General features: G+C 44.2%; 15 protein-coding genes. 8 read left to right on the top strand and 7 right to left on the bottom strand.

From position 1 onward, the window contains the following. Positions 1–62: 62 nt before the first annotated feature. The 4 genes from BCT49_RS24015 (at position 63) to BCT49_RS24000 (ending at position 5646) form a co-directional block, all read left to right on the top strand. Positions 63–1517 (top strand): GntP family permease, encoded by a 1455-nt coding sequence (locus BCT49_RS24015; RefSeq protein WP_099167033.1) that lies wholly within the window; start codon positions 63–65, stop codon positions 1515–1517. Positions 1518–1629: 112 nt separating this feature from the next. Next, positions 1630–2817 (top strand): glycerate kinase, encoded by a 1188-nt coding sequence (locus tag BCT49_RS24010; protein ID WP_102438727.1) that lies wholly within the window; start codon positions 1630–1632, stop codon positions 2815–2817. A gap of 287 nt (positions 2818–3104) precedes the next feature. After that, positions 3105–4556, top strand: coding sequence for a catalase (locus BCT49_RS24005; RefSeq protein ID WP_102438793.1), 1452 nt, complete (start codon positions 3105–3107; stop codon positions 4554–4556). Between the two features lie 217 nt (positions 4557–4773). Further along, a complete protein-coding gene (locus tag BCT49_RS24000) occupies positions 4774–5646 on the top strand; it encodes a patatin-like phospholipase family protein (protein WP_102438791.1) in 873 nt (290 codons plus the stop codon). A 115-nt stretch (positions 5647–5761) separates the two neighbouring features. On the opposite strand, the gene BCT49_RS23995 is transcribed toward BCT49_RS24000, so the two are convergent. From BCT49_RS23995 to BCT49_RS23985, 3 genes are all read right to left on the bottom strand, one after another. Further along, positions 5762–6754, bottom strand: a complete 993-nt coding sequence (locus tag BCT49_RS23995) for a 2-hydroxyacid dehydrogenase (protein WP_102438725.1) — start codon at positions 6752–6754, stop codon at positions 5762–5764. Positions 6755–6976: 222 nt separating this feature from the next. Next, positions 6977–7309: a DUF1971 domain-containing protein gene (locus tag BCT49_RS23990; protein WP_065111520.1), complete on the bottom strand. Its 333-nt coding sequence runs from the start codon at positions 7307–7309 to the stop codon at positions 6977–6979. Positions 7310–7471: 162 nt separating this feature from the next. Continuing rightward, complete coding sequence (locus BCT49_RS23985) at positions 7472–8281, bottom strand: ferredoxin--NADP reductase (RefSeq protein WP_102438723.1); 810 nt, start codon at positions 8279–8281, stop codon at positions 7472–7474. A gap of 352 nt (positions 8282–8633) precedes the next feature. Between BCT49_RS23985 and BCT49_RS23980 the strand changes: the two genes are divergently transcribed. Further along, entirely contained in the window at positions 8634–9578 is a 945-nt protein-coding gene (locus tag BCT49_RS23980; protein ID WP_102438721.1) for an acyltransferase, read from the top strand. 154 nt (positions 9579–9732) lie between these two features. Here BCT49_RS23980 and BCT49_RS23975 read toward each other — a convergent pair whose 3' ends face one another. From BCT49_RS23975 to glgX, 3 genes are all read right to left on the bottom strand, one after another. Continuing rightward, positions 9733–10455, bottom strand: a complete 723-nt coding sequence (locus BCT49_RS23975; protein ID WP_102438789.1) for a tRNA (adenine(22)-N(1))-methyltransferase — start codon at positions 10453–10455, stop codon at positions 9733–9735. 132 nt (positions 10456–10587) lie between these two features. After that, the gene (locus BCT49_RS23970) at positions 10588–12330 is read right to left on the bottom strand and encodes a sensor domain-containing diguanylate cyclase (RefSeq protein ID WP_102438719.1); all 1743 of its coding nucleotides are present in this window, start codon (positions 12328–12330) and stop codon (positions 10588–10590) included. Positions 12331–12618: 288 nt separating this feature from the next. Continuing rightward, positions 12619–14592, bottom strand: a complete 1974-nt coding sequence (glgX, locus tag BCT49_RS23965) for a glycogen debranching protein GlgX (protein ID WP_102438717.1) — start codon at positions 14590–14592, stop codon at positions 12619–12621. Between the two features lie 433 nt (positions 14593–15025). Between glgX and BCT49_RS23960 the strand changes: the two genes are divergently transcribed. The 3 genes from BCT49_RS23960 to BCT49_RS23955 all read left to right on the top strand — a co-directional run bounded on the left by BCT49_RS23960 (position 15026) and on the right by BCT49_RS23955 (position 17304). After that, positions 15026–16027, top strand: coding sequence for a carbohydrate porin (locus tag BCT49_RS23960; protein ID WP_425336960.1), 1002 nt, complete (start codon positions 15026–15028; stop codon positions 16025–16027). Next, entirely contained in the window at positions 15946–16308 is a 363-nt protein-coding gene (locus tag BCT49_RS26410; protein WP_425336959.1) for a carbohydrate porin, read from the top strand. Before BCT49_RS23960 ends, BCT49_RS26410 begins: the two co-directional genes overlap by 82 nt. A 165-nt stretch (positions 16309–16473) precedes the next feature. Further along, complete coding sequence (locus BCT49_RS23955) at positions 16474–17304, top strand: MalM family protein (protein WP_102438715.1); 831 nt, start codon at positions 16474–16476, stop codon at positions 17302–17304. Between the two features lie 539 nt (positions 17305–17843). Here the strand turns inward: BCT49_RS23955 and pulA are convergent. Continuing rightward, on the bottom strand, positions 17844–21491 hold the full coding sequence (gene pulA, locus BCT49_RS23950; protein WP_102438787.1) for a pullulanase-type alpha-1,6-glucosidase: 3648 nt from the start codon (positions 21489–21491) through the stop codon (positions 17844–17846). Positions 21492–21885: the final 394 nt, after the last annotated feature.

Raw genomic sequence — 21885 nt, 5'->3', positions numbered from 1 at the left:
TCACCCATATGCCCCCCTACAATTTTCATAAGAATGAAGAAAGAGACAAAAGGAATATAAAAATGGATGGAGCACTGATAGGCATTGTAATTGGCATCTTAGCCATGATGGGTATGATCATTAAAACGAGAATCCCAGTCGCGCTTGCTATGATTATTGCCAGTATCATCATGGGTCTGTTTGCTGGTATGGCACCAACAGAGTTGATCAACGCAATCAAAGCGGGCTTTGGTGGTGTGCTTGGTGGCATTGGTTTGATCATCGCATTCGGCGTTATCATGGGCGCGTGTTTCGAGCGTTCTGGTGCCGCTGTTAGAATGGCAAAAACGTTTGTAAAGCTGTGTGGTAAAGGTCGTGAAGATTTAGCACTAGGTTTTACAGGTGTACTTGTCGCTATTCCGGTTTTCTGTGATTCTGCGTACATCATTTTGCACTCTCTTGTTCGCGCAATTTCACGTGATACGGGTAAGTCTGCGGTTGGCTTGGGTGTGACGCTAGCGCTTGGTCTCCTGATCACTCACGCACTTGTGCCACCAACACCAGGTCCGGTTGCGGTTGCGGGTATTCTAGGTGTAGACCTAGGTGAGTACATGCTTTGGGGGTTGATGGTTTCTATCCCTATGATGCTGCTTTCTATGATTTATATTCGCCGAGTAGGTAACGAGTACTACCGCGTACCAAACGGTGAAACATGGATCACTAACCAAGCTGATTGGGCAAACCTAGAAAAAGTAAAGGAGACGGATGACAAAGAACTGCCAAGTAACTTCTTATCATTTGGTCCAATCCTTCTTCCAATCGCCTTTATCCTAATCAACACACTTGTTGGTCAGGGTGACAGCGCAATGCACACTGTGATCTCTTTAATTGGTAATCCTGTAGTTGCGGTTGGTATTGGTGTTCTTATGGCACTATACGGCCTTACTCGCCATATTGAACGTAAAGACATGGTTAGCTCTATGGATGATGCTCTGTCTACTACGGGTCTAATTCTTGTAGTGACTGGTTGTGGTGGCGCAATGGGTGCAGTACTTAAAGCATCAGGTGCTGGCCCTCAAGTAGCAGAAGCGATTGCGAGCAGCGGGATTCCTCCACTATTAGTTCCGTTAGCCATCGCATCAATGCTTCGCTTAATCCAAGGTTCAGCAACGGCATCAATGATGGTTGCAGCAACGATGACACTGCCTCTAGTCGAAACGTTAGGTCTAGACCCTGTGTTCGTAGCACTGGCTTGTGCGGTAGGGCCAGTAGGCTTCTCTCACCTGAACGATTCATACTTCCATATCATCAACCGCACGCTAGGTATTACTGAACTTGCAGACCAAATCAAGATCTGGTCTGTGTCTTCAACCATCGCATGGGCGATTGGTGCAAGCATCATCATGATTCTTAACCTAGTGTTTGGTAAAGGCGGTACGCTGATTGACCCACTTATTCCAATTGCGGTTCTAGGTGCTGTATTTGTGTGGCTAAAAAGCAAAGAGAAATCACAAGTAAAGACAGCCGTTACTAACTAATACTGCTGACCTTTATATACTGCCCCTATTAAGTGATTAGCTTGCTGATCTTCAATAGGGGCATTTTTGGATCGGGCACTCATTAAAACTAATATTCTTTGGATCTCTCAGTATGAAAATTGTTATTGCACCAGACTCGTTTAAAGAATCTCTATCGGCGGTATCGGTGGCGGCGTGTATTGAAAAGGGCTTTCGTGAAATCTTTCCTGACGCTGACTATGTGACTTTACCTTTGGCTGATGGTGGCGAAGGTACAGTAGATGTATTGCTACAAGGTTTAGCAGGACAAAAGCGAACCCACCAAGTAGAAGGGCCGTTGGGCGCATTGGTTAATGCTGAATGGGCGATGCTTGAACAATCCGATCGCAACCCCAACAAAACGGCATTGATTGAAATTGCTGCCGCATCTGGTTTGGATTTATTGACACCAGAGCAACGTGATCCGTTGATTGCTTCGTCTTTTGGAACAGGACAGTTGATTTTAGAAGCGATAGAGCAGGGCGCTCAAACCATCATTCTTGGATTAGGCGGCAGTGCGACTAACGATGGTGGTGCAGGCATTGTACAAGCGTTAGGTGGACGCTTGTTAGTTAGTAAAGGGCAAGATGGAAAAGGACAAGAGCTTGGCCGAGGTGGTGCTGTGTTAACGGAGTTAGCATCTATTGACCTTTCAGACCTAGATTCACGTTGTGCTGGTATTGAGCTGATCGTCGCGTGCGATGTGGATAATCAGCTGTGTGGTGATAACGGTGCTAGCCACATATTCGGCCCACAAAAAGGGGCGACCCCCGAGCAAGTATTGATGCTTGATACTGCGCTTGCGAACTTTGCAAAAATTGCTGAATCGCAAGATTGTGTTGGTGGCGATGAACCTGTTCACAAGCGCACGGGTTATGGCGCGGCTGGTGGTACGCCGATGGGGCTTGGTTTGATATTCAATATGCAAATCAAACCCGGCATCGAGATGGTACTGGATGTTTTGCAAGCCGACGAAGTGTTGAAAGGTGCCGACCTTGTGATCACTGGCGAAGGGCAAATGGACAACCAAACTCTACAAGGAAAAACACCTTATGGCATTGCCAAACGTGCGAGCTTGCAAGGTATCCCAACCATAGGGATTGCCGGATCTTTAGGTACAGACGTAGAAGCGCTTTATGGTGAAATGAGCAGCTTGTTTGGGACGGTAAGATCGCCACAAACTTTAGAAAAAGTATTACAAGAGGCGGAACTTAACTTAACAAGAACGGCAAGAAATATCGCTGCGACTTTACGGTTAGGTCACAGAATATCGCAAAAATAGTGAGTTGTTATAAGAATTAGTGAATTCAAACTTTGGTTGTGATGTTACCTAACCTTATGATTATTATATTGTAAATACTATTATCAATGTTGAATGATTATGATTTAGATCATTAATTTGATAGGTTTTATCCATGATAACGATAATTACAAACGATTATATTTTACTTTGAGTCAGGCTTATTCTATATCCTTAATTGCTGCGTGGTTTTGTGTGATGAATAACCACCATACAGAAGTGAAGGTGCAGCAAAGATGCTGTACCTAAATGGTAATAAGGAATTGATGATGAGTAAAAAACTAACTACAGCTGCGGGTTGTCCTGTTGCTCATAACCAGAATGTTCAAACTGCGGGTAAACGCGGGCCTCAACTGCTTCAAGATGTTTGGTTTTTAGAAAAAATGGCGCATTTTGACCGCGAAGTCATTCCAGAGCGTCGTATGCACGCGAAAGGCTCAGGTGCTTACGGTACATTTACCGTTACACACGACATCACAAAGTACACCAAGGCAAAACTGTTCTCTGAAGTGGGTAAAAAGACCGACCTGTTTGCACGTTTTACAACGGTAGCGGGCGAGCGCGGTGCGGCTGATGCAGAGCGTGATATCCGTGGTTTTGCATTGAAGTTCTACACTGAAGAAGGTAACTGGGACATGGTGGGTAACAACACGCCAGTATTCTTCTTACGCGACCCTCTTAAATTCCCAGATCTAAACCATGCGGTTAAACGTGACCCGCGCACAAACATGCGTAGCGCGAAGAACAACTGGGATTTCTGGACCTCTCTACCTGAAGCACTTCACCAAGTCACCATCGTAATGAGTGACCGTGGTATTCCTGCGACTTACCGCCATATGCACGGTTTTGGTAGCCACACGTTCAGCTTTATTAACGCAGACAACGAGCGTTTCTGGGTTAAATTCCACTTCAAATCTCAGCAAGGCATTAAGAACTTGTCTGATGCAGAAGCTGGACAATTGATCGGTAATGATCGCGAAAGCCATCAACGCGATTTGCTAGACAGCATCGATAATCAAGACTTCCCGAAATGGACACTGAAAGTACAAGTGATGCCAGAAGCGGATGCAGCGAAAGTGTCTTACAACCCGTTCGACCTTACTAAGATCTGGCCACACAAAGATTACCCATTAATTGAAGTGGGTGAGTTTGAATTGAACCGTAACCCACAAAACTTCTTCGCTGAAGTTGAGCAGTCGGCATTCAACCCTGCAAACGTGGTTCCGGGTATCAGCTTCTCACCAGACAAGATGCTGCAAGGTCGCTTGTTTGCTTACGGTGATGCGCAGCGCTACCGTTTAGGTGTTAACCATCAGCATATCCCAGTGAACGCTCCTCGTTGTCCTGTACACAGCTACCACCGTGATGGTGCGATGCGTGTTGATGGTAACTTTGGTAGCACATTGGGTTATGAGCCAAACAACGAAGGCCAGTGGGCAGAGCAACCAGACTTTGCAGAACCAGCATTGAACCTAGATGGTACTGCAGCGCATTGGGATCACCGCGAAGATGAAGATTACTTCTCGCAACCGGGTGACCTGTTCCGTCTGATGACACCGGAAAAACAAGCGATTCTGTTTGATAACACTGCTCGTAACCTAGGCGGCGTGCCTAAAGATATTCAACTACGTCACCTAAGACACTGTTACAAAGCTGATCCAGCTTACGGTGAAGGCATTGGTAAACTGCTTGAAATCGATGTGAGCGAATTTAAGTCGTAATCAATAAACTCGTTTAAATAGTCAGAAGGCCGTTGAGTTAATCACTCAATGGCCTTTTTTGATCTCGCTGCTCATCAAGTCACCCTAAATCATTGAAAAATTGAGCTATCTCTATTGATAGCTTTTACCTATCGAATTGATAAACATATCCCATTATCTTTATAAGATGGACGGGATTATCCTGCAACTATCAGTTTATAAAGTAGTAGAGTTTGAGATGAGTAAAAGCGCATTAATCGTTGAAGGTGGAGCAATGAGAGGCATCTTCGCTGCCGGAGTGTTGGACGCCTTTATGCAAGACGACTTCCGTCCTTATGATTTTGCCATTGGTGTATCTGCGGGTGTATCGAATCTGGTTGGCTACTTGTCTCAAGCACCGAAACGCAGCTATAACGTGATCACCACGATGGCGACCGATAAAACCTTCTTTAACCCTGCTCGCTTTGCCAAAGGCGGCAATTTGGTCGACGTTAAGTGGTTGTGGGATGAATCTAATCACCGCTATCCACTCGATTGCGGTGAGCTGTTCTCAAGTGTGCCCTTAATTGCTGCTGTAACGAACGTCGATACTGGCAGTGCGGATTACTATCATATCAAGCCTGAAAATCTTTCTAATGTGGTTGAAGCGACAACCGCGCTACCTATCGCTTACCGTGAGACACCATGTTTCTCGGGTGGTTGCTATACCGATGGTGGTGTGGCTGATTCGATTCCAGTTCGTGAAGCATACCGACGTGGTGCACGCGACATTACCGTGATTCTGTCTCACCCACTTAGCTACCGAATGAAGCCGCAGAAGTATCAGTGGATGCTGAAAAAGCTGTTAAAGAAATTCCCAAATATTGCTGAATCAATGGCAGTACGTGCTGAAAACTACAACCAATCTTTGGAGTTCATTCGCAATCCACCAAAAGATGCGACCATCAAAGTGATAGCACCACCAGAAGCGTTCGCGGTTAAGCGATTAACTATGGACCAAACTGTTTTGGATGCAGGCTATGAGATGGGTGTGAAGGCTGGTGCGGAGCATTTGGCCATTCGCAAAGGTATTTATGGTTTGGATGTCGAGGATTGTCATTTCTGCGTCTAGGAACTGTTTTTGAATACTAGATAAACGAAAAAGCCACGCTGTTCACTTAGGAATAGCGTGGCTTTGTATTTGTGGAGCTAGTTTGTTGTCAGTCTGCTATTAACTCAATTTGTTGTTAAACCAGTTCGTTGCCGCTGGTGTTGCCTGTGAAAAAGGCATCGACGCTGGTGAGCGTTGTATTGGCAATGTTGAACAGAGCATCTTTAGTTAAGAAGGCTTGGTGACCTGTGAACAGCACGTTGTGACAAGCTGATAGGCGACGGAATACATCATCCACAATCACATCGTTAGATTTGTCTTGGAAGAACAGCTCTTTCTCGTTGTCGTAGACATCAAGGCCAAGCGCACCAATCTTGCTCTGTTTGAGCGCTTCAATTGCGGCTGTCGAATCAAGCAGTTCACCACGACTGGTGTTGACGATCATCACGCCATCTTTCATTTTGCCAAATGCCGTTGCATCCAACAGGTGGTAGTTCTCTTTACTCATCGGGCAGTGCAGAGAAATCACGTCAGACTCTTGGTAAAGCTCGTCGAGTTCTACGTATTTAGCGCCCAGTTCTTGTGCCAATGGGTTCGGGTACGGGTCGTAGCACAAGATGTTCATGCCTAAACCTTTCAGAATACGCATGGTCGCTAGGCCAATTTTTCCTGAACCAATTACACCAACGGTTTTTCCGTGGAAGTTAAAGCCAACTAAACCCTCAAGAGAGAAGTTCGCATCACGAGTTCGTTGGTATGCTTTGTGTAGCTTGCGGTTCAAACACATCATCATACCGACGGTGTGTTCTGCTACCGATTCTGGTGAATAAGCAGGAACGCGAACCACTTGCAGACCAAACTCTTTGGCTGCGTCTAAGTCGACTTTATCAAAGCCCGCGCAGCGCATCGCAATCAGCTTAGTGCCGCCTTTTGCTAGAATCTCTAGCACATCTCGCGATAGGTCATCGTTTACAAACGCACAAACGACTTCGTTGTCGTGCGCCATTTTTGCTGTTGTTGTAGTGAGTCGAAAATCGTGAAAATGGAACTCGGCGTTGAGTTCGCCTTTTGCAAGTTCAAATGATTTTTCGTCGTATGATTTTGAGCTAAAAAAAGCAATGTTGAGCATGGCTTCCTCTCTTACCTAAATATAAATAATCCACTTATTCATGATCTGAAACGGGATTAAAACTAATAACTTTGTTCAGTGTGCTAGAGTTTTTTTGTCTTGTCTATCACCATTAGTCACTGTAATTACTATGGTTATTGGGTCTTCTATCATCACTTTTTGAACATGGGAAATCACACTACGAAGTAGCTTGCTTATAAGTTCATCAATATTGAATGGATCTTACTTTCGGGTGTTGAACATCTTCTTGGTCTCTTTCTCTGACCAGAAGTTAATGTTGAATTGCGCATCGTCACTCAGTTCCACTCGATGCCAATATTGAGGGGGACTGGTAGCAAATTGCCCAGCTTGGATCGTGATAACATTTTCTGGCTCCGTCGCGTCGGCATCAGCAAAGCCATAGAAGGTGACAGTCCCTTCCATTACGCAGATCTGGCCGAATACGCCTTCTGCGGTGTTGTGGTGGTTAAGCAATGCAGCAGGTATGTTGTCTTTGGTGAAAAATGGCGTTGAACGTTGAATTTTCCAGTGTGACGGAATACGTAAATGACTCATATAAAACCTCTTCTCTAACTGTGTTATTACTGATGCGTTGAAACTAATGTTTTGTAACTAATACTTTGAAATTAATGCTTGGAAACTAATACTTGGCAATTAAAGCGTTGAAGCTTGTCTTGTGAAAAGTCGCCATCGCTTCAATGGCATTGGTGGTCAGGATTACCAATAGTTCTCACTACTAAATTGACCTGGCTTCTTGCGTAAGTGTTTTTGTAACCCCAACGATATTAGTGCTTCGCTCGTGTCTCGAACCATTTGGGGATTACCGCAAAGAAAGAAGAAACTATGTCTTTGGTTGATAGTGATAGACGAGGCTCGTTCAAGGTCGCCTCCAAGTAACAAGCTTGGGATTCGTCCGCGCAAAGTTCCGGTGACTGATTCTCTAGAAATAATTGGCACATACTTAAGTTTCCCCTGAAAGTGTTCAACGAGTTGATTGATTCGGTCTTGATAGGTGAGGTCTTGCTCTGTTCTTACGGCGTGAACCAGCACAAGGTTGTTGAACGACGCTGTTTTGTTGAAATCTACGTTGCCTTGTTGTTCTATCAACAGGCTTTCGAGCATAGAGATAAAAGGGCCCACGGCCGTTCCGGTTGAAAGCATCCATAGATCGTCTGCGATCTCTGGGATCTCCTCTAATGTCATAAACCCACTTGGGTCTTTGCCGACAAAGATGTCGTCACCTACCTTCAATTGATGAAGTTGAGGAGAGAGCTGGCCGTTTTGATCTTTAACAATTAAAAACTCAAGCGATTGATGGCCGTGTTCGTGTTCGTGCTCTGGTGCATTCACCATTGAGTAAGCACGTCTAACAAATTCGCCTTCACTGTTACGCAATCCCAGCTTAGTGAACTGCCCAGCTTGGTAGGGCGAGACTGGCGCACTGACTTCAAGCGAGAACAGTTGTTCTGTCCATTCGGTCTTGTGCACTACTTTTCCGGTTACTAAGCCATGAGGAATATCTGTCATATCATCACCTTTGTTTAGAGAAGTTATCTCATTAAGGATACTCAACTATCTTACTTTTTGGAGTTGCATGTACCATGCCAATAATGAGAATGCTTATCAATACTATACTTTTGAGAGGAATTACTTTAAATCGAGTCGAAAGGACATGTTGCGTATTAAGTCTTTATGACATGTAATGGTCTTTTTGTTTTATTAAAGATTAGGTCATGGTGCTTTGTTATGGTTAATTTTGAACTGAGCTTGATTAAACTCAATGAGTGGTTTGACCCTTGAACGATTCCACCAATAACTGAAGAGAATAATTTACAGATGAGTATAATGGCGGCTTTCGATCTCAATATAGCCATGTTTTATGCTTGATAATCTTCGTATGGTCTTGAACGTTTTGTTCGTGACAATCAATACTGCCATGACGGCTTTTACCGTCAGTTTCTTTGGCCTCATCAAACTGATTCTCCCAATACATCCGGTTCAAAAAGTGTGTACTCGTTTAGCTAACTTTACGTTTTGGTGCTGGGCTTCCCTTAACTTGTGGATGCTTAACGTCAATAACGATATCGAGTGGCAAGTTGAAGGCGGGGAAGATATCTCGACCAAGCAGTGGTATTTGATGATGTCGAATCACCTAAGCTGGGCGGATATTGTGATTTTGTCTTCTATCTTGAAAGACAAGATGCCGATGACTAAGTTCTTCCTTAAGCATGAACTGTTATATGTTCCTTTTGTCGGTTTGGCCTGCTGGGGTTTAGACATGCCGTTCATGAAACGTCATTCACGCGAGTTTTTACTGCGTAATCCTGAACGTCGTAATGATGATTTTGATGCGATTAATAAGGCGTGCACCAAATTCAAACTTGCACCGACAACATTGGTCAACTTTGTCGAAGGAACACGTGCTAACCACGAGAAGTTATCGACAGTGAAGACACCTTATCGACACCTACTAAAACCGAAAACCGGTGGTGTGGCGTTTGCTCTGTCTGCAATGGGCCCAATATTAGATGGTATCGTCGACGTTACTTTGGCTTACCCAGAGAATCAGACTTCTCCGTTTGAAGACATGCTGAAAGGTAAGATGAAGAAGGTGGTCGTGCGTATTAAATTGCACCCAATGGATGAGAATGTAAACGGTAACTACTTTGAAGATAAAGCCTTTAAACGCCGTTTCCACAGTTGGTTGAATAAAACGTGGAAAGAGAAAGACGACTATCTTGATACAGTTTATGGGGTTGATACGCCCTGTGAGGTTGAAACGATTGATGAGCCCGATGCGGTTCATAAGAAACAAGAGCAGTAAGCTCAAATTAAACCAATAGCATCAAAAAAGCCGATAGTTCATTGAACTATCGGCTTTTTTATTGAATACGTTTTATCAGTTTCGACCTGTGAAGTTAGTGCTTACTATATTCTAGTGGCATTAGAAACAATGTTATATGCAGAACAGGTGAGGGCTAAATCGCTTGGTAAGCATCAATGATGTGCTTCACTTCGCTAGGCTTACCTTGCTGCTCTTGGCCTTGGTGAATACGCAGATAATGCTGCAATGTTTTGGCTTTGTATTGCTGAGATATCTGTAACTGCTGTTCGCAACTCGACGCCCAGATCTTGTCACCCACGTTTGATATCTCACTAACAGCTTGGTTCTTTTCAGCTTCGCCTTGGTTATTGCTGACCAATAAAATTTCGTAGTAACGACGGTTTTCTTCGATCAACACTTCATCAATAAGGCCGAACTTGAGCGCTTTTAAATGGCTTCTTAGCTCGAATTGCTGATGCACTGGGCAAAGTAAAAAATCGATATCTTTGTCTGGATGTTGGCGATGAATATCATCGACGAGCTTTTGCGTTAGATCGCCACCCACACCTGCAATAATAACGAGGTGTCTGCCAGTGTGCTTGTCTAGCGGAATGGCTGCGACATCTAAACAATAGACTTTCCACTGACTCTGCTCGTGTTGCTCAACGTTGTTATCTTGAGGAAAGTAACGCGTTAACTTGCCTTCAAGTTCGTTCATCAGAGAGGGGACAATATCAACAAAGTGAATCAGAGGTGCTTTGTTGTCTGACAACAATTGAACACCCAAGAAACCGTGATCACAGCAGCAGTCCCAAATGTGTTGGTAGTCATTGCTGACAAGAGAGCGGAGAGTTTGCAGTCGGTTGCTGAGCTTCATAAGATTCGTGTCGTTAGAAAGTGATAGGGCGTTGTCGTATCGAAGGCGCATTGTAATGACTTTATACAAAAACAAAAGCACCTAGAGGTTAAATCCTAGGTGCTTTATGTGGATACGGAAATCTGCGGCGGTTTATGAAGCTTGCGCGACGGCTCTAATATGGCCTTCCACTCGGTTCTTTCCTAGCTGCTGTGCAATCAATTTGGATTGTTCAGCCAAGGCTAGGGCGGCATCGACGGCCCCTTCAACCTGAGAAAATCCAATGCTCGCACTGAGTGAGAGTGTTATCTCAGGCGTTTCAATGGTTTTGTCTGCGATAATCAATCGACACAGATCAAGCTGATGTTTCGCGTCTTGCGCACTATTGGCCTTGAATACGATACCAAATTCCTTTTCGTTTAAGCGAGATAGGCAGATGCCTTTGGGCTTCGGAAAATGGGAACGTAAAGTTTCTGCGGTCAGCTTGATCATTTTGTCGCCAATCGACTCACTATAAGCTCGATTTATGTGGTCGAAATTATCGATATCTAACAGAGCAACGTAGGTGTCGGATTCACACGCATGCAGACGTAAAGCTTCATCAAAATGCGCTTTATTGTCTAGCTGGGTCATCAAGTCTTTACAGCTAACCTGCAGGTGAATCAGTAAATTAGATAAAGAAACCTCTGTATAACTACGGATCATACGCAGAATGGTTTTATTGACCGGAAAGCGACTATTGATGTAAATCACCGCGATGAGCTGCTCACGGGCGTGAAGTGGGATGCAATAGTGGCGTTGATGGATTTTGAGCTTTCTCGCCAACACATCAGCGTACTTACCATTTTGGTAGGTTAACTGTTCTGGGAAGAAGCTGTCTGCAAGTGCTTGGTCTATGTGAACAATCGACTTATTGCCGTGATAGTCAATGGTACAAAACGAGTGACACTCGGCTTGGTACAGACAAAATTGAACACCGTTATGATAAGCGAAGTTGTTGATTATCGATTTCAACTGAACTTTAAAACTCGCAAGATCATTCACTCGATTAAGCGACGACAGGGCTGAGTTAAGTCGGTGAATCAGGTAGTTGGCCACAACCCAAAGCAATAGAAGCGAGCCGATAACAATACCCGTCAACGTGAACTGGTGAGAGCTGGTTAGAATGTCTTTTCTATCGGTACCGGCAATGAATACCCAATTAAGGCTGTTGTCAGCGTCAAACACAGAAACCTTGAAATTGTCCTGATAGTAGTACTCATGATTACCCTTGAGTTGACCTAAAGAGAGTAAGTGACTGATCCCCGCATGATAGCTGATCGATTTAGAGCCGACGCGTTTCGGATCTGGGTGGAACACTAGTCGTTCAGTGGTTCTATCGACAACAAACACGTAGCCATTGCTGAGCGTTTTTAAGTCCCTTAAGCCTTGTGTGGTATGCAGTAAATCAAACTCTATCCATATTTCTTCATTGAGCTTGGCCACGGTATGTTTGACTGCGAACACCCAGCGGTCGTCTGGCTTTTGATAAATCGAAGAGATGTAGAAGTCATCGACGACGGTATCTAGCGGTTGCCATTCAATAGCCGAGACTTGGCTTGCTGAAAGTGGGAAGCCTCGAGTGGAGATGTAATGCTCAGATTGAGGTTGGTAACGAATAATATCGGCAAAATTAGGTGTTCTTTTTAGAATGTTTTCACTTAATTCAACAAATTTATCGCTGTTAACCGCCCCTGTTTTTTGGTCACCAAGGCTGGTTTCTAAGAAATACAATTTGCCGAAGGTCGCTTCGATATTGGACTTGATGACGGAGGTGGCAATACGGATGTTTGAAGATGATTGAGACTCTGCTGAGTTTTCAACTTGGGTCAATTGAGCTGCTGCGAGATAGAGCATTCCTCCGGTTAATAAGAGTATGTATGGTTTGAAAAGCCGAATAAGTGTTTTAGGTAAAGCCATGATATCCAAAGACGTTATAGATTCATTTTTATAGTATGGCCATACTAAACAGTTTTCGTAATCACATCAATGCAAATGATTCCATATAAAAGGATGATTTCTGTGATATTCAGCTAACAAAAAAGCCAGTCATAACTATAACTGGCTTCTATGATTTTTGATGTTTTATTAAGCTGACTTAGCTTTTAACCTTAATCAAATCAAATCAAATCAAATCAAATCAAATCAAATCAAATCAATCTTGTCTGGAGAGTAGTGCAAAATCGCCATTGAAGTCGGCGATAGCAACATTTCACCTTCCGCATGACCCGGTTTTACGTTTCGTAAGTTGGTATCACAGATGGTCACCCAGTTTTGGTCACGATCACTTGGCAACGTAAAGCGAGCTGGTGCATTGGTTTGGTTGATCAAGTAAATCAATTCGTCGCCATCTTTACCAATACCTAAATGCAACGCCACCGAGCTTAAACGGTTCCAATCATCATGTTCCATGAGTGTGCCATCAACACGGCTCCAGAAGATGCGGTTAGAGTTACGCTTTTCACCACTGAATGCCTTAATAAATGGCACCATGTACTGCTGACGTGCAGAGATCATTTCCGACAGCCAAGTCTTGAAGTACGTCTTGCGTTCAGAGTCTTCCCAATTTAGCCAACTGGTTACGCCGTCTTGGCAGTAAGCGTTGTTATTGCCTTTTTGAGAATGAGACAGTACATCTGCGGTCATGATATGCGGAATACCAAAGGCGAATAACAGGCTCGCCATGAAATTGCGCTTTTGTTTTTCACGAGTCGCAATCACCAATAGGTTTTCAGTTTCCCCTTCGACACCATAGTTATCAGAGCGGTTGTCACCATGTCCATCACGATTGTTCTCACCATTCTCTTCATTATGCTTGTGCTTGTAAGAAACAAGATCTTGCATAGTGAAGCCATCGTGATACGTGATGTAGTTGACGGTGAGTTTGTAAGGCCAATGCGCAGCACTGTAAATGTCACGCGATCCCATCAAGCGAGTCGCAAACTCTTTTAGGTAGCCTTGATCGCCACGCCAGAAGCTGCGTGTGATGTCTCTGAGCTTGTCGTTACACTCATTCCAACCGAGTGGGAAATTACCCACTTGATAGCCATTCGGGCCGATATCCCATGGTTCGGCGATGAGCTTGGTTTCTTTGAGTACCGGATCTTGAGCAACGGCTTTGAAAAACGCCGCTTCAGGATTGTAATTATCGCCTTCTCGGCCCAGTGTCGCTGCCAGATCAAAACGGAAGCCGTCTATTTGGAACTCACTGACCCAGTAACGAAGCGTATCCATGACTAAGTTGAGTGCAGGCTGGTGGGTGAGGTCGACCGTATTGCCACAACCTGTGAAGTTCGCGTAATGACAACCATGTTTGATGTAATAGTGGCTATCTAGCGCTTTTAGGTTAAAGGTTGTACCGCCTTCACCACCTTCAGCAGTGTGGTTGTAGACAACGTCGAGAATCACTTCGATACCATTGCGGTGCAGCTCACGAATCGCAGTTTTAAGTTCAGTAACTGCGTCTTTCTCTGCATAGCGAGGGTCTGGCACCATGAACAAGTAAGGGTTGTAACCCCAATAGTTCACTTTCCCCATGTCTAGAAGATGAGGTTCATGCATACACGCAGCAATAGGTAAAAGTTGTAGAGAGTTGATGTTTTGCTGTTTGTAGAACGCTAGCATTTCAGGGCTAACCAAGCCCATGTAACGACCTTTGGTGTTGGTCGCCATCTCTGGATGAAGCTGAGAGAGGCCTTTTACATGGGTTTCAAAAAGAACGGTATCTTCTCGGCTGATACGCGGCTTTTCCACGTCTTGCCAATCGAAGGTGTCATCAACAACAAGACATTTTGCCATCGAAAAGCTCTTTTCATGGCTATATGGCGTGACGTAATCGAGTGGTTCGCTGATTGCTTTCGCATAGGGGTCGGACAGCAGGATCGGGCCTTCATCAGTTTCAGCAAGGAAACCGTATTTTTGTCCTGCTTTTATACCTTCAACAAACACATATCTAATATCAGCGTATTCGTTGTCTAGTTTATAAGTAACGAATTCGTCATTCTCATCGAATAATGCGAGGGAAAGGGATTTACAGTCAGGAGAATAAATAGAGAAGTTACAGCCAGTGTTACCTAGCGTTGCGCCTAGCGGATAAGGGCGAGCGAGCGTTCTAGTCATTGCTTGATTTCTTGTTCGTTTATCAACATCAGTGAACTATTAGTAAAAAGCTTTGTCACAGTAAGGTCAAGCAACTTCACATAATAATTACGATGAAAAAAATAATTCATCGATGAAGTTCAAATTATATATTTGAACTAGATCTCACTTATGCTGAATAATTAGATCTGGGTGCTGCCTACTCCTCCTAGATTAAGTGATCTACCTCTTTAAAACACCGTTCTGTATATTTCCTACTCCCCTCTAGTCCCCCTTAATTAAGTGAGGGGTGGAGGAAGTCAAACTTGTCATCCCCTCTTAATATTGACCCCGTTGAAACGAATCAGGGGAAACCCTAAACCTCTCTATCTTACGTCCGCCATAACTGCCTTTGGTTGCCGCAAGAGAGCAAAAATATAAAACCTAAAATAAATCGTCCTTAATGGAGTTAAGAATGAAAAAAGTAAGTTTGATTGCTGCTGCAGTGGCGACAACGCTAGCTGCTGGCTCTGCGTTCGCTGTTGACTTTAATGGTTACATGCGTGCTGGTACTGGTATCAGTGCAAGCGGTTCTGGTGACGTATCTGTTAATAAAAACGGTATTGGTCGTCTAGGTAACGAAAATGACAACTACTCTGAGTTTGGTTTTGCTGAAGAGCTAAAAACAGGTGAGCAAACTTGGCGTTTAGAGTCGATGATTGCGTCTGGTGCTCCAGGTGAAAATGGTTGGGAAGATGCTGACTTCAACGTTGCACAATTTGCTGTTAAAGCTAAAGGTCTGATTGCTTCTGATAAAGAAGCGACTATTTGGGCTGGTAAAACATACTACCAACGTAAAGACATCCACATCACTGACTTCTACTTCCTGAACACTTCTGGTACTGGTGGCGGTGTTGAGAACCTATCAATTGGCGACCAGAAGCTATCTGTAGCATTGATTCAAGATAATGGTTCTCAAGCATCTGATACGGACAAATACGGTTGGGTTGCAGGTACGAATCCAGGTGACGCTCCTACATGGGGTGTAGTTGGTAAAGAATCTGAAGATGTAACTGGCTACATTGCTGATGTTCGTTTAGCTAACATTGGCCTTTGGTCTGACGCTTCTCTAGAAGTTGCGATGGCGTACAACTTCGCTACTTCAACTGATGGTCAATCAGTTAAAGGTGATGACGGTCTACTAGTTACAGGTATTATCCACCAAGGTATGGATAATGGCTTTAACCAAACTGTATTACAGTACGGTACTAACGGCTACGGTGTTCAAGCTGCTAACTTCTGGGGTGCTGGCGCATACTACGACCGTTCAGGCGACCAAAATGATGCAACGGGTTACCGCTTGATCAACTGGGGTGTTATGAACCTAGGCGAATCATGGGAAATGGGTCACCAACTTGCTTACCTAGCTGGTCTGAAATTGGTGCTTCTAAGCAAGACATCGATCAGTACTCTGTAGTGGCTCGTCCAATGTACAAGTGGAACGACACAATGCGCACAGTATTTGAAGCTGGTTACAATGCTGGTGAGAAAATCAACGGCGCTGGTACTGGTGTAGAAGACTTTGGTAACGCTAAATTCACAGTAGCTCAAGCTTGGGCTATGGGTGACAGCTTCTGGGCTCGTCCTGAAATCCGTGTTTACGGTTCTTACATCCTAGATACTGAAAATGACAACGCATTTGGTACAAATGAAGATACTGAATACGTAGCTGGTATCCAAGTAGAAGCTTGGTGGTAAACACTTAGCTTAACAAATCCTAAACTGTCCTAATTCATAGCCGGCTCGCGTCGGCTATTTTTTTAAGGAATGTACAAATAAATTGATCGTTCCCTAGGTGAATAGTTCTCTTTGTGGTAATTAAAGTTAGTAAATTTCTTAAAAAAATAACAAAAAGGAAGGGTTATGTATTTTAAAGCTCTAATGTTGAGCGGCTGTGTTGCGTTGGCCGGTTGTCAATCTGCACAAGTAGTCGAGCAAGTGCAAGTGGCGCAGGCTGAACAAGTAAATTCTATTGCTGGACTTCAGTTTGCAGCAATGAAATTACCGAGTTCTGTAATTTTTGATGTTACGCCAGAAAGCCAATACCTGAACTACCAATCGATTAATAGCCCTGTGGTTGCAGTTGAGCTTCCAGCGAATCGCGGCGAGTATTCATTAACAATTTCTAGTTTGATTGGAGATACAGCATTTGTCCCACGTGCGGTAATCTACGACAAAAATGGTAAAGAGTTAGAAAGCTACGGCCAAAGCGACTTTGAATATAAGAAGCCTAGAATGCACTTGGGCAATAGACTTGTTGCCGAAAAAGAGTTCTTTCCACCACGTACAGAAGATTCGGTTTTCTTAGTGGTTTACACTGACCAGCAAGAGGTTGGTGGTTTTACAGATGTGATCCATCCTGCTCGTTTAGATGCCGAAGGTCGTGGTAACTATTTACCAGAAGTGAAAGATATCCCAATTCCAAACGGTAATGTTGGCAAAATAGAAGTAACTATCGATAGAGCGAGCTTCTTCTCGTTTGGTTCATCGAGCAGCGAGTCTAACGCTAAGCCAGCGGCAGCAGCTAAGATCGATACCATTCAACCTGAAACGCAAACCTACTATCACAATGCGATTCAAACAGCTGTAACTGAAGACAATATTCCTAAAGCTCTTAGCTTATTAGATGAAGCAAAAGCACTAGGTATTGAAGGCGCGCAAGAAGTATTTGTAAAAGCCGTCAATAAAAAGTAATCAAACAGTTTGTAAATACCGAATGATATGAAAAGAAGGGCTCCTGTTAGGGGCCTTTTTTATTGCCCGTAATAAATTAAAAGTAATACTCACATTCATCGAATACTTAAGTGTAAATACCCACTGACTTACACATAATAACCAATGGCTAATATAAATGGACGTTCTTGGTATTTATGGTTTTGATTGACTAACTGCTAATTTAAACACTCTCGCCTATTTACTCTTCTCTGACAACTAAATACGAACTCTGTTGACGAATCGCAATTTCATTTACCAACCTAAGCTCGCTTCCTAAATTTCACATACACTTAAATTATACGCTCACACGAAGTTGTTATGCTTTCTACTAAGAACTAAGAACTAGGCGGTTCGTCTATCACTTAACATTGAGTATTGTTCGATGGGAGGCAAAGGAAATTGTGTGGTGTATTTGGACTGGTATTTGTTGAGAATAAAAAAAGGGAGACTGACGTCTCCCAAAAGGCTAGCTTGCGCTGGTTTTATTATCTGTTTATTAGAATCATAAGCTTTAAGGCCTAATTCTTGGTTACTGAAACGACCGCTTTTTCTACATTGTCATCTAGCTCGTGAATCGCATTCAGAGTGAATGTGTAGCTGCCAGCTTCTGTTACGCTAAGCTGACAGTTCCCATCATCTGCAGTCTCGATAGCTATAAAGCCATCTGCAAGTTCAACAGAGTCACAACCAAGGTTAGGTGTTCCCCAATCTACATCTGCAAACTTGAAGCCATAGTTACCAGCCTCTAAGTTGCCTGTTACAGAATAAACACCATTAGCAACAAAGCTCATCGCCCAATCATCAGTTGCGCCCCATCCATTCATGTCACCACGAACGTAAACCGTCGTTTGGCCGTAAGGCGGAATGCTAGATACATCCTTGTCTGAGTTATCAACTGGCAAACCAGCGCCTTGTGCACCGTCTTGAGTTTGCACAAATACTGCTGTGGTTAATGCAGGTACAGTGAAAGTTTCAGCGGCAAAGCTTGCGCCTTTCACTGTGTCATCAGCTGAACTTTGTTGAACAGTGTGCAGTGCGAAACCTGTAGCTCCTGTGATTTTGAATGATTGAGACTCGTTGGTTGAGTTTACAACAGCAACAATTGCATCGTTGGCTGGGTCAAGGTCTTTACCTGTTGAGATACCATCATCGATAGACATCACGATTAGGCCTTCGACTTGCTCCTCACCAACATTGCGGAAGTCGACACGCTTCATAACTTCGTCTGCTGTGTCTAAGCGGAACAGTTCGCTTGAGCTACGGATTTTCAAGAGCTCTAGGAATTGCTGCTTAGTCAGCTCAATGTCGTCTGCATCTGGTTTAGCCGTGCTGTCAGCAATGATGGTTTTGATCAAATCCCAGTTAGCACCATCTTTATCTTCACGTGGTAAGCCAACATTCCAGTTGTTGTCAGTGCCATCAAACATTACGCGGTTGTACCAGTCACCTGAATCGTAAGAGTCGCGCTGCATAGACTTAGAGCGTAGCAGTTCAGAACCCATATGGATGAATGGTATGCCTTGGCCTAACATCACGGTAGAGAGCGATACAGACTGCATACGAGCACGCTCTGCAGAGCTAGTACCTGCAGCGATCTTGTAGGCGTTGTTATCCCAAAGCGTTTGGTTATCGTGTTTGGAAACGTAAGAGATGTTCTCTGAAGGCATCTTGGTGTAGCCAGCGGGAGCACCGTTGTAGTCGACGTTTTTACCCAGTTTGGTATCGCCTTTGTAATCAATCAGCACGTATTCTGCGAGGTTCCCCGCCATCCCTAAACGAACAAGGTCTTGGTTGTGTAAACGACCGTTGATAGAGTCTTGATCGACTTTCGTTTCTTCGTTGGCAATCGCTGCGTTACCAAAGCCTTGGTTAAAGCGAAGTGGGTGGTTGCCTTCTGAGTCGACACCGCCATCGAATGGGCTACCGCCACGTACAGCATCACGCAGACGGTCCGAGAATGTACCGATCTCAGTGCCTGCCATGTTGATTTGGTTTGCTTGATCGAAGCGTGCATTATCGGCTACTTCGCCAAAGTCCCAACCCTCACCGTAGAACAGGGTGTTTTCGTCGATCTTACGTACTTCAGCAAGAGCTTCGACCATCACGTCTTTTGGTTGGTGGCCCATTAAGTCAAAACGGAAACCATCCACTTTATAATCGTCAGCCCACACCTTAAGTGAGTCGACCATCAATTTACCCATCATTAGGTTTTCAGTTGCAGTGTTGTCACAACAGGTTGAGTTTTCGACGCCACCGGTGTTGACGTTAAGGCGGTGATAGTACCCAGGGACAATCTTATCCAGTACTGATTTATCGTTCACACCAGACGCGTTGGTGTGGTTGTATACCACGTCCATGATCAGCTTAAGATCCATGTCGTGCGTGGCTTTCACCATTTGACGGAATTCGAGAATACGTTTAGAGCCGTTTGGATCTGTCGCATAACTTCCCTCCGGAACCGTGTAGTGGAATGGGTCGTAGCCCCAGTTGAAGCTGTCCAGCATGCGCAGGTCATTCATCAACGCTTGTGCATCGCCTGTAGAAGGATCATAACCATCGAGTACATCTTCGATGACTTTATTTTCGTCTTCGTTTCCACACAAGGAGGCAGCAGGTTTTACATCACATAGCTTACCAACGGTGTCAGTAATATCGACACGGCTCGATTCATCTTCATCAACAGTCGCGATATCGAATGCAGGTAAGATATGTAGCGTAGTTAAGCCTGCATCTTGCAGAGCTTGTAGATGTTTGACCGACTCACGATCTGCTTCTGTAAGCGCTAGGTACTTGCCGTTTAGGCTCTTTGTTCCGAGCTTATCGCTGAAGCTAAAGTCACGAAGGTGAGATTCGTAGAGTACGTGGTCTTCGTCTTTTTCTACGGTTGGTCGCTCGTAGTCGTCCCAGTTCGCTGGTTTCAAGGTTGAATCATTCAGGTCAATGACTTGAGAGTATGCAGAATTTTTCGATAAGCTGAGTGAGTAAGGGTCGGTTACTAGGCGAGTTTCAATGTTGCCTGTGGTTGGGTGGTAAACCTTCACTTGGTAACGATAGTAGCTGTTGACTGCATTAGACACGGCGTCAGTCGCCCAAATGCCCGTCTCAGTGCTTTCCGTCATTGGGATGACTTGTGAACTTTGCAGATCTTCGCTGTATAGGACGAGTTCAACATCTTGCGCTGTTGGTGCCCAAAGTTTGAAGGTAGCCGCACTGCCTTCAACAATCGCGCCTAGTTCCTCACTCATCGCATTACCAGCATCTTCACTAGCAAATACCGCATCAAGCACACCAGGTTTTTGAACCTCAGTTGAAGAGATAACATCGCCATTAGCATTGTAGGCAACAAAAATTATCTGAGATTTTAAGATGGTACGTAAAGTATTGTCGTCAACGTCGATAGCAAGGGCAGGTAAGCTTGCAAGGTGGCGGAAACGCTCTTTCAATTCAGAAGATAGCTCCCCGTCTTTACTTAGTTCAATTGCAGTTCCGCCGACAATTTCTTTGTCGTCGTTCATCGTGATGCTGTTATCTAATGCATAGAAGAGTTTTACAGAATCGGCATTGCTAGCGGCTTCCCAAGCAATGGTGGTCGAGTCTAACCAATGTGCTTTTTGTCCATCAATATTCACCGGGCGCTCTGAGATTGGGTCGTAGTACAACTCGCTGCTGCCATGGAATCCGAATACACCTTGCGAATCACCAAGCTTGGTTAACTCGATTTTCGAATTGGCACTACCAAACGCTTTTTCGTCGCCATTGTGTAAGATGAAGTTCATGCATTTATGCGGGTCAGAAGCATCTGGGTCGACTTTCAACACATAGTAGGCACCGTAGGTATCGCTGATGCCGTCAAATTCATATGGCGCTTCCCAGTTGGTACCGGTTTCGCTGAGACCCATTGCGATTAAGTCGGTGCTGGTACAGCCTTCGCCATTCCAAAGGTGCAATCCCCAGCCATCATAGGTCGAGCTAGACGTGCTCGCAGCCGCGACATCACGTTTGTAGTAAACAACGACTTCGTTTTCGCCAGCTTTGTATAACCCACTGTTGCCAGCATCCGTGTCGCTGTCGTTATCGCTACCACAGCCTGCGATAAGGGTAGCGGTGAAGAGAGGCAGAATCGCTTTGGCTAGCGTTGATCGTTTGAAGCTTCTCTTTTTTGTAATGTTGAAGGTGCGTTGTAGAGTGATGTTCTTATTAATATTTATGTTGTTCACGTTTGATATCCATATTTCACTTTTTATGAAGATGAATATCCTAGTCTGAATGATGGCCAGCTATTTGTGATGGCTATATGTAAAGTTATTTTTAATACGTAAAAATAGGAAGCCTAGTATCAGTATCACGCTTTGTATTTGGTTTAAGTGAAATTAATTGGATCAATAGCTCATATGTTCGATATTAATAATCAAAGGCGTAGAAGCTAGGAGTAGATAATAAGGATGAGAGCTCATCCTTATTAATGTGAGGAAGGTATCGAATTGAGAGGCTGTTAATTCAAATTAGGAATTAAGTTAATTATCAATTAGAAATGTAATAGTTGTTCGGCTTTGTTGCGTA

Source organism: Vibrio lentus (assembly GCF_002875945.1).
GTDB classification, from domain to species: Bacteria; Pseudomonadota; Gammaproteobacteria; order Enterobacterales; family Vibrionaceae; genus Vibrio; species Vibrio apostichopi.
Note: the sequence above shows the minus strand (reverse complement) of the source record. Positions and strands in the feature narration are given on the sequence as shown.

What these genes read in the sequence shown, in the direction of transcription:
- BCT49_RS23990 (WP_065111520.1), bottom strand. Translation starts at nt 7,309, where the DNA reads ATGAGTCATTTACGTATTCCGTCACACTGGAAAATTCAACGTTCAACG.
- BCT49_RS24010 (WP_102438727.1), top strand. Translation starts at nt 1,630, where the DNA reads ATGAAAATTGTTATTGCACCAGACTCGTTTAAAGAATCTCTATCGGCG.
- BCT49_RS23980 (WP_102438721.1), top strand. Translation starts at nt 8,634, where the DNA reads ATGCTTGATAATCTTCGTATGGTCTTGAACGTTTTGTTCGTGACAATC.
- glgX (WP_102438717.1), bottom strand. Translation starts at nt 14,592, where the DNA reads ATGACTAGAACGCTCGCTCGCCCTTATCCGCTAGGCGCAACGCTAGGT.
- BCT49_RS24005 (WP_102438793.1), top strand. Translation starts at nt 3,105, where the DNA reads ATGAGTAAAAAACTAACTACAGCTGCGGGTTGTCCTGTTGCTCATAAC.
- BCT49_RS23960 (WP_425336960.1), top strand. Translation starts at nt 15,026, where the DNA reads ATGAAAAAAGTAAGTTTGATTGCTGCTGCAGTGGCGACAACGCTAGCT.
- BCT49_RS26410 (WP_425336959.1), top strand. Translation starts at nt 15,946, where the DNA reads ATGGGAAATGGGTCACCAACTTGCTTACCTAGCTGGTCTGAAATTGGT.
- BCT49_RS23955 (WP_102438715.1), top strand. Translation starts at nt 16,474, where the DNA reads ATGTATTTTAAAGCTCTAATGTTGAGCGGCTGTGTTGCGTTGGCCGGT.
- BCT49_RS24000 (WP_102438791.1), top strand. Translation starts at nt 4,774, where the DNA reads ATGAGTAAAAGCGCATTAATCGTTGAAGGTGGAGCAATGAGAGGCATC.
- BCT49_RS23970 (WP_102438719.1), bottom strand. Translation starts at nt 12,330, where the DNA reads ATGCTCTATCTCGCAGCAGCTCAATTGACCCAAGTTGAAAACTCAGCA.
- BCT49_RS23975 (WP_102438789.1), bottom strand. Translation starts at nt 10,455, where the DNA reads ATGAAGCTCAGCAACCGACTGCAAACTCTCCGCTCTCTTGTCAGCAAT.
- BCT49_RS23985 (WP_102438723.1), bottom strand. Translation starts at nt 8,281, where the DNA reads ATGACAGATATTCCTCATGGCTTAGTAACCGGAAAAGTAGTGCACAAG.
- BCT49_RS23995 (WP_102438725.1), bottom strand. Translation starts at nt 6,754, where the DNA reads ATGCTCAACATTGCTTTTTTTAGCTCAAAATCATACGACGAAAAATCA.
- BCT49_RS24015 (WP_099167033.1), top strand. Translation starts at nt 63, where the DNA reads ATGGATGGAGCACTGATAGGCATTGTAATTGGCATCTTAGCCATGATG.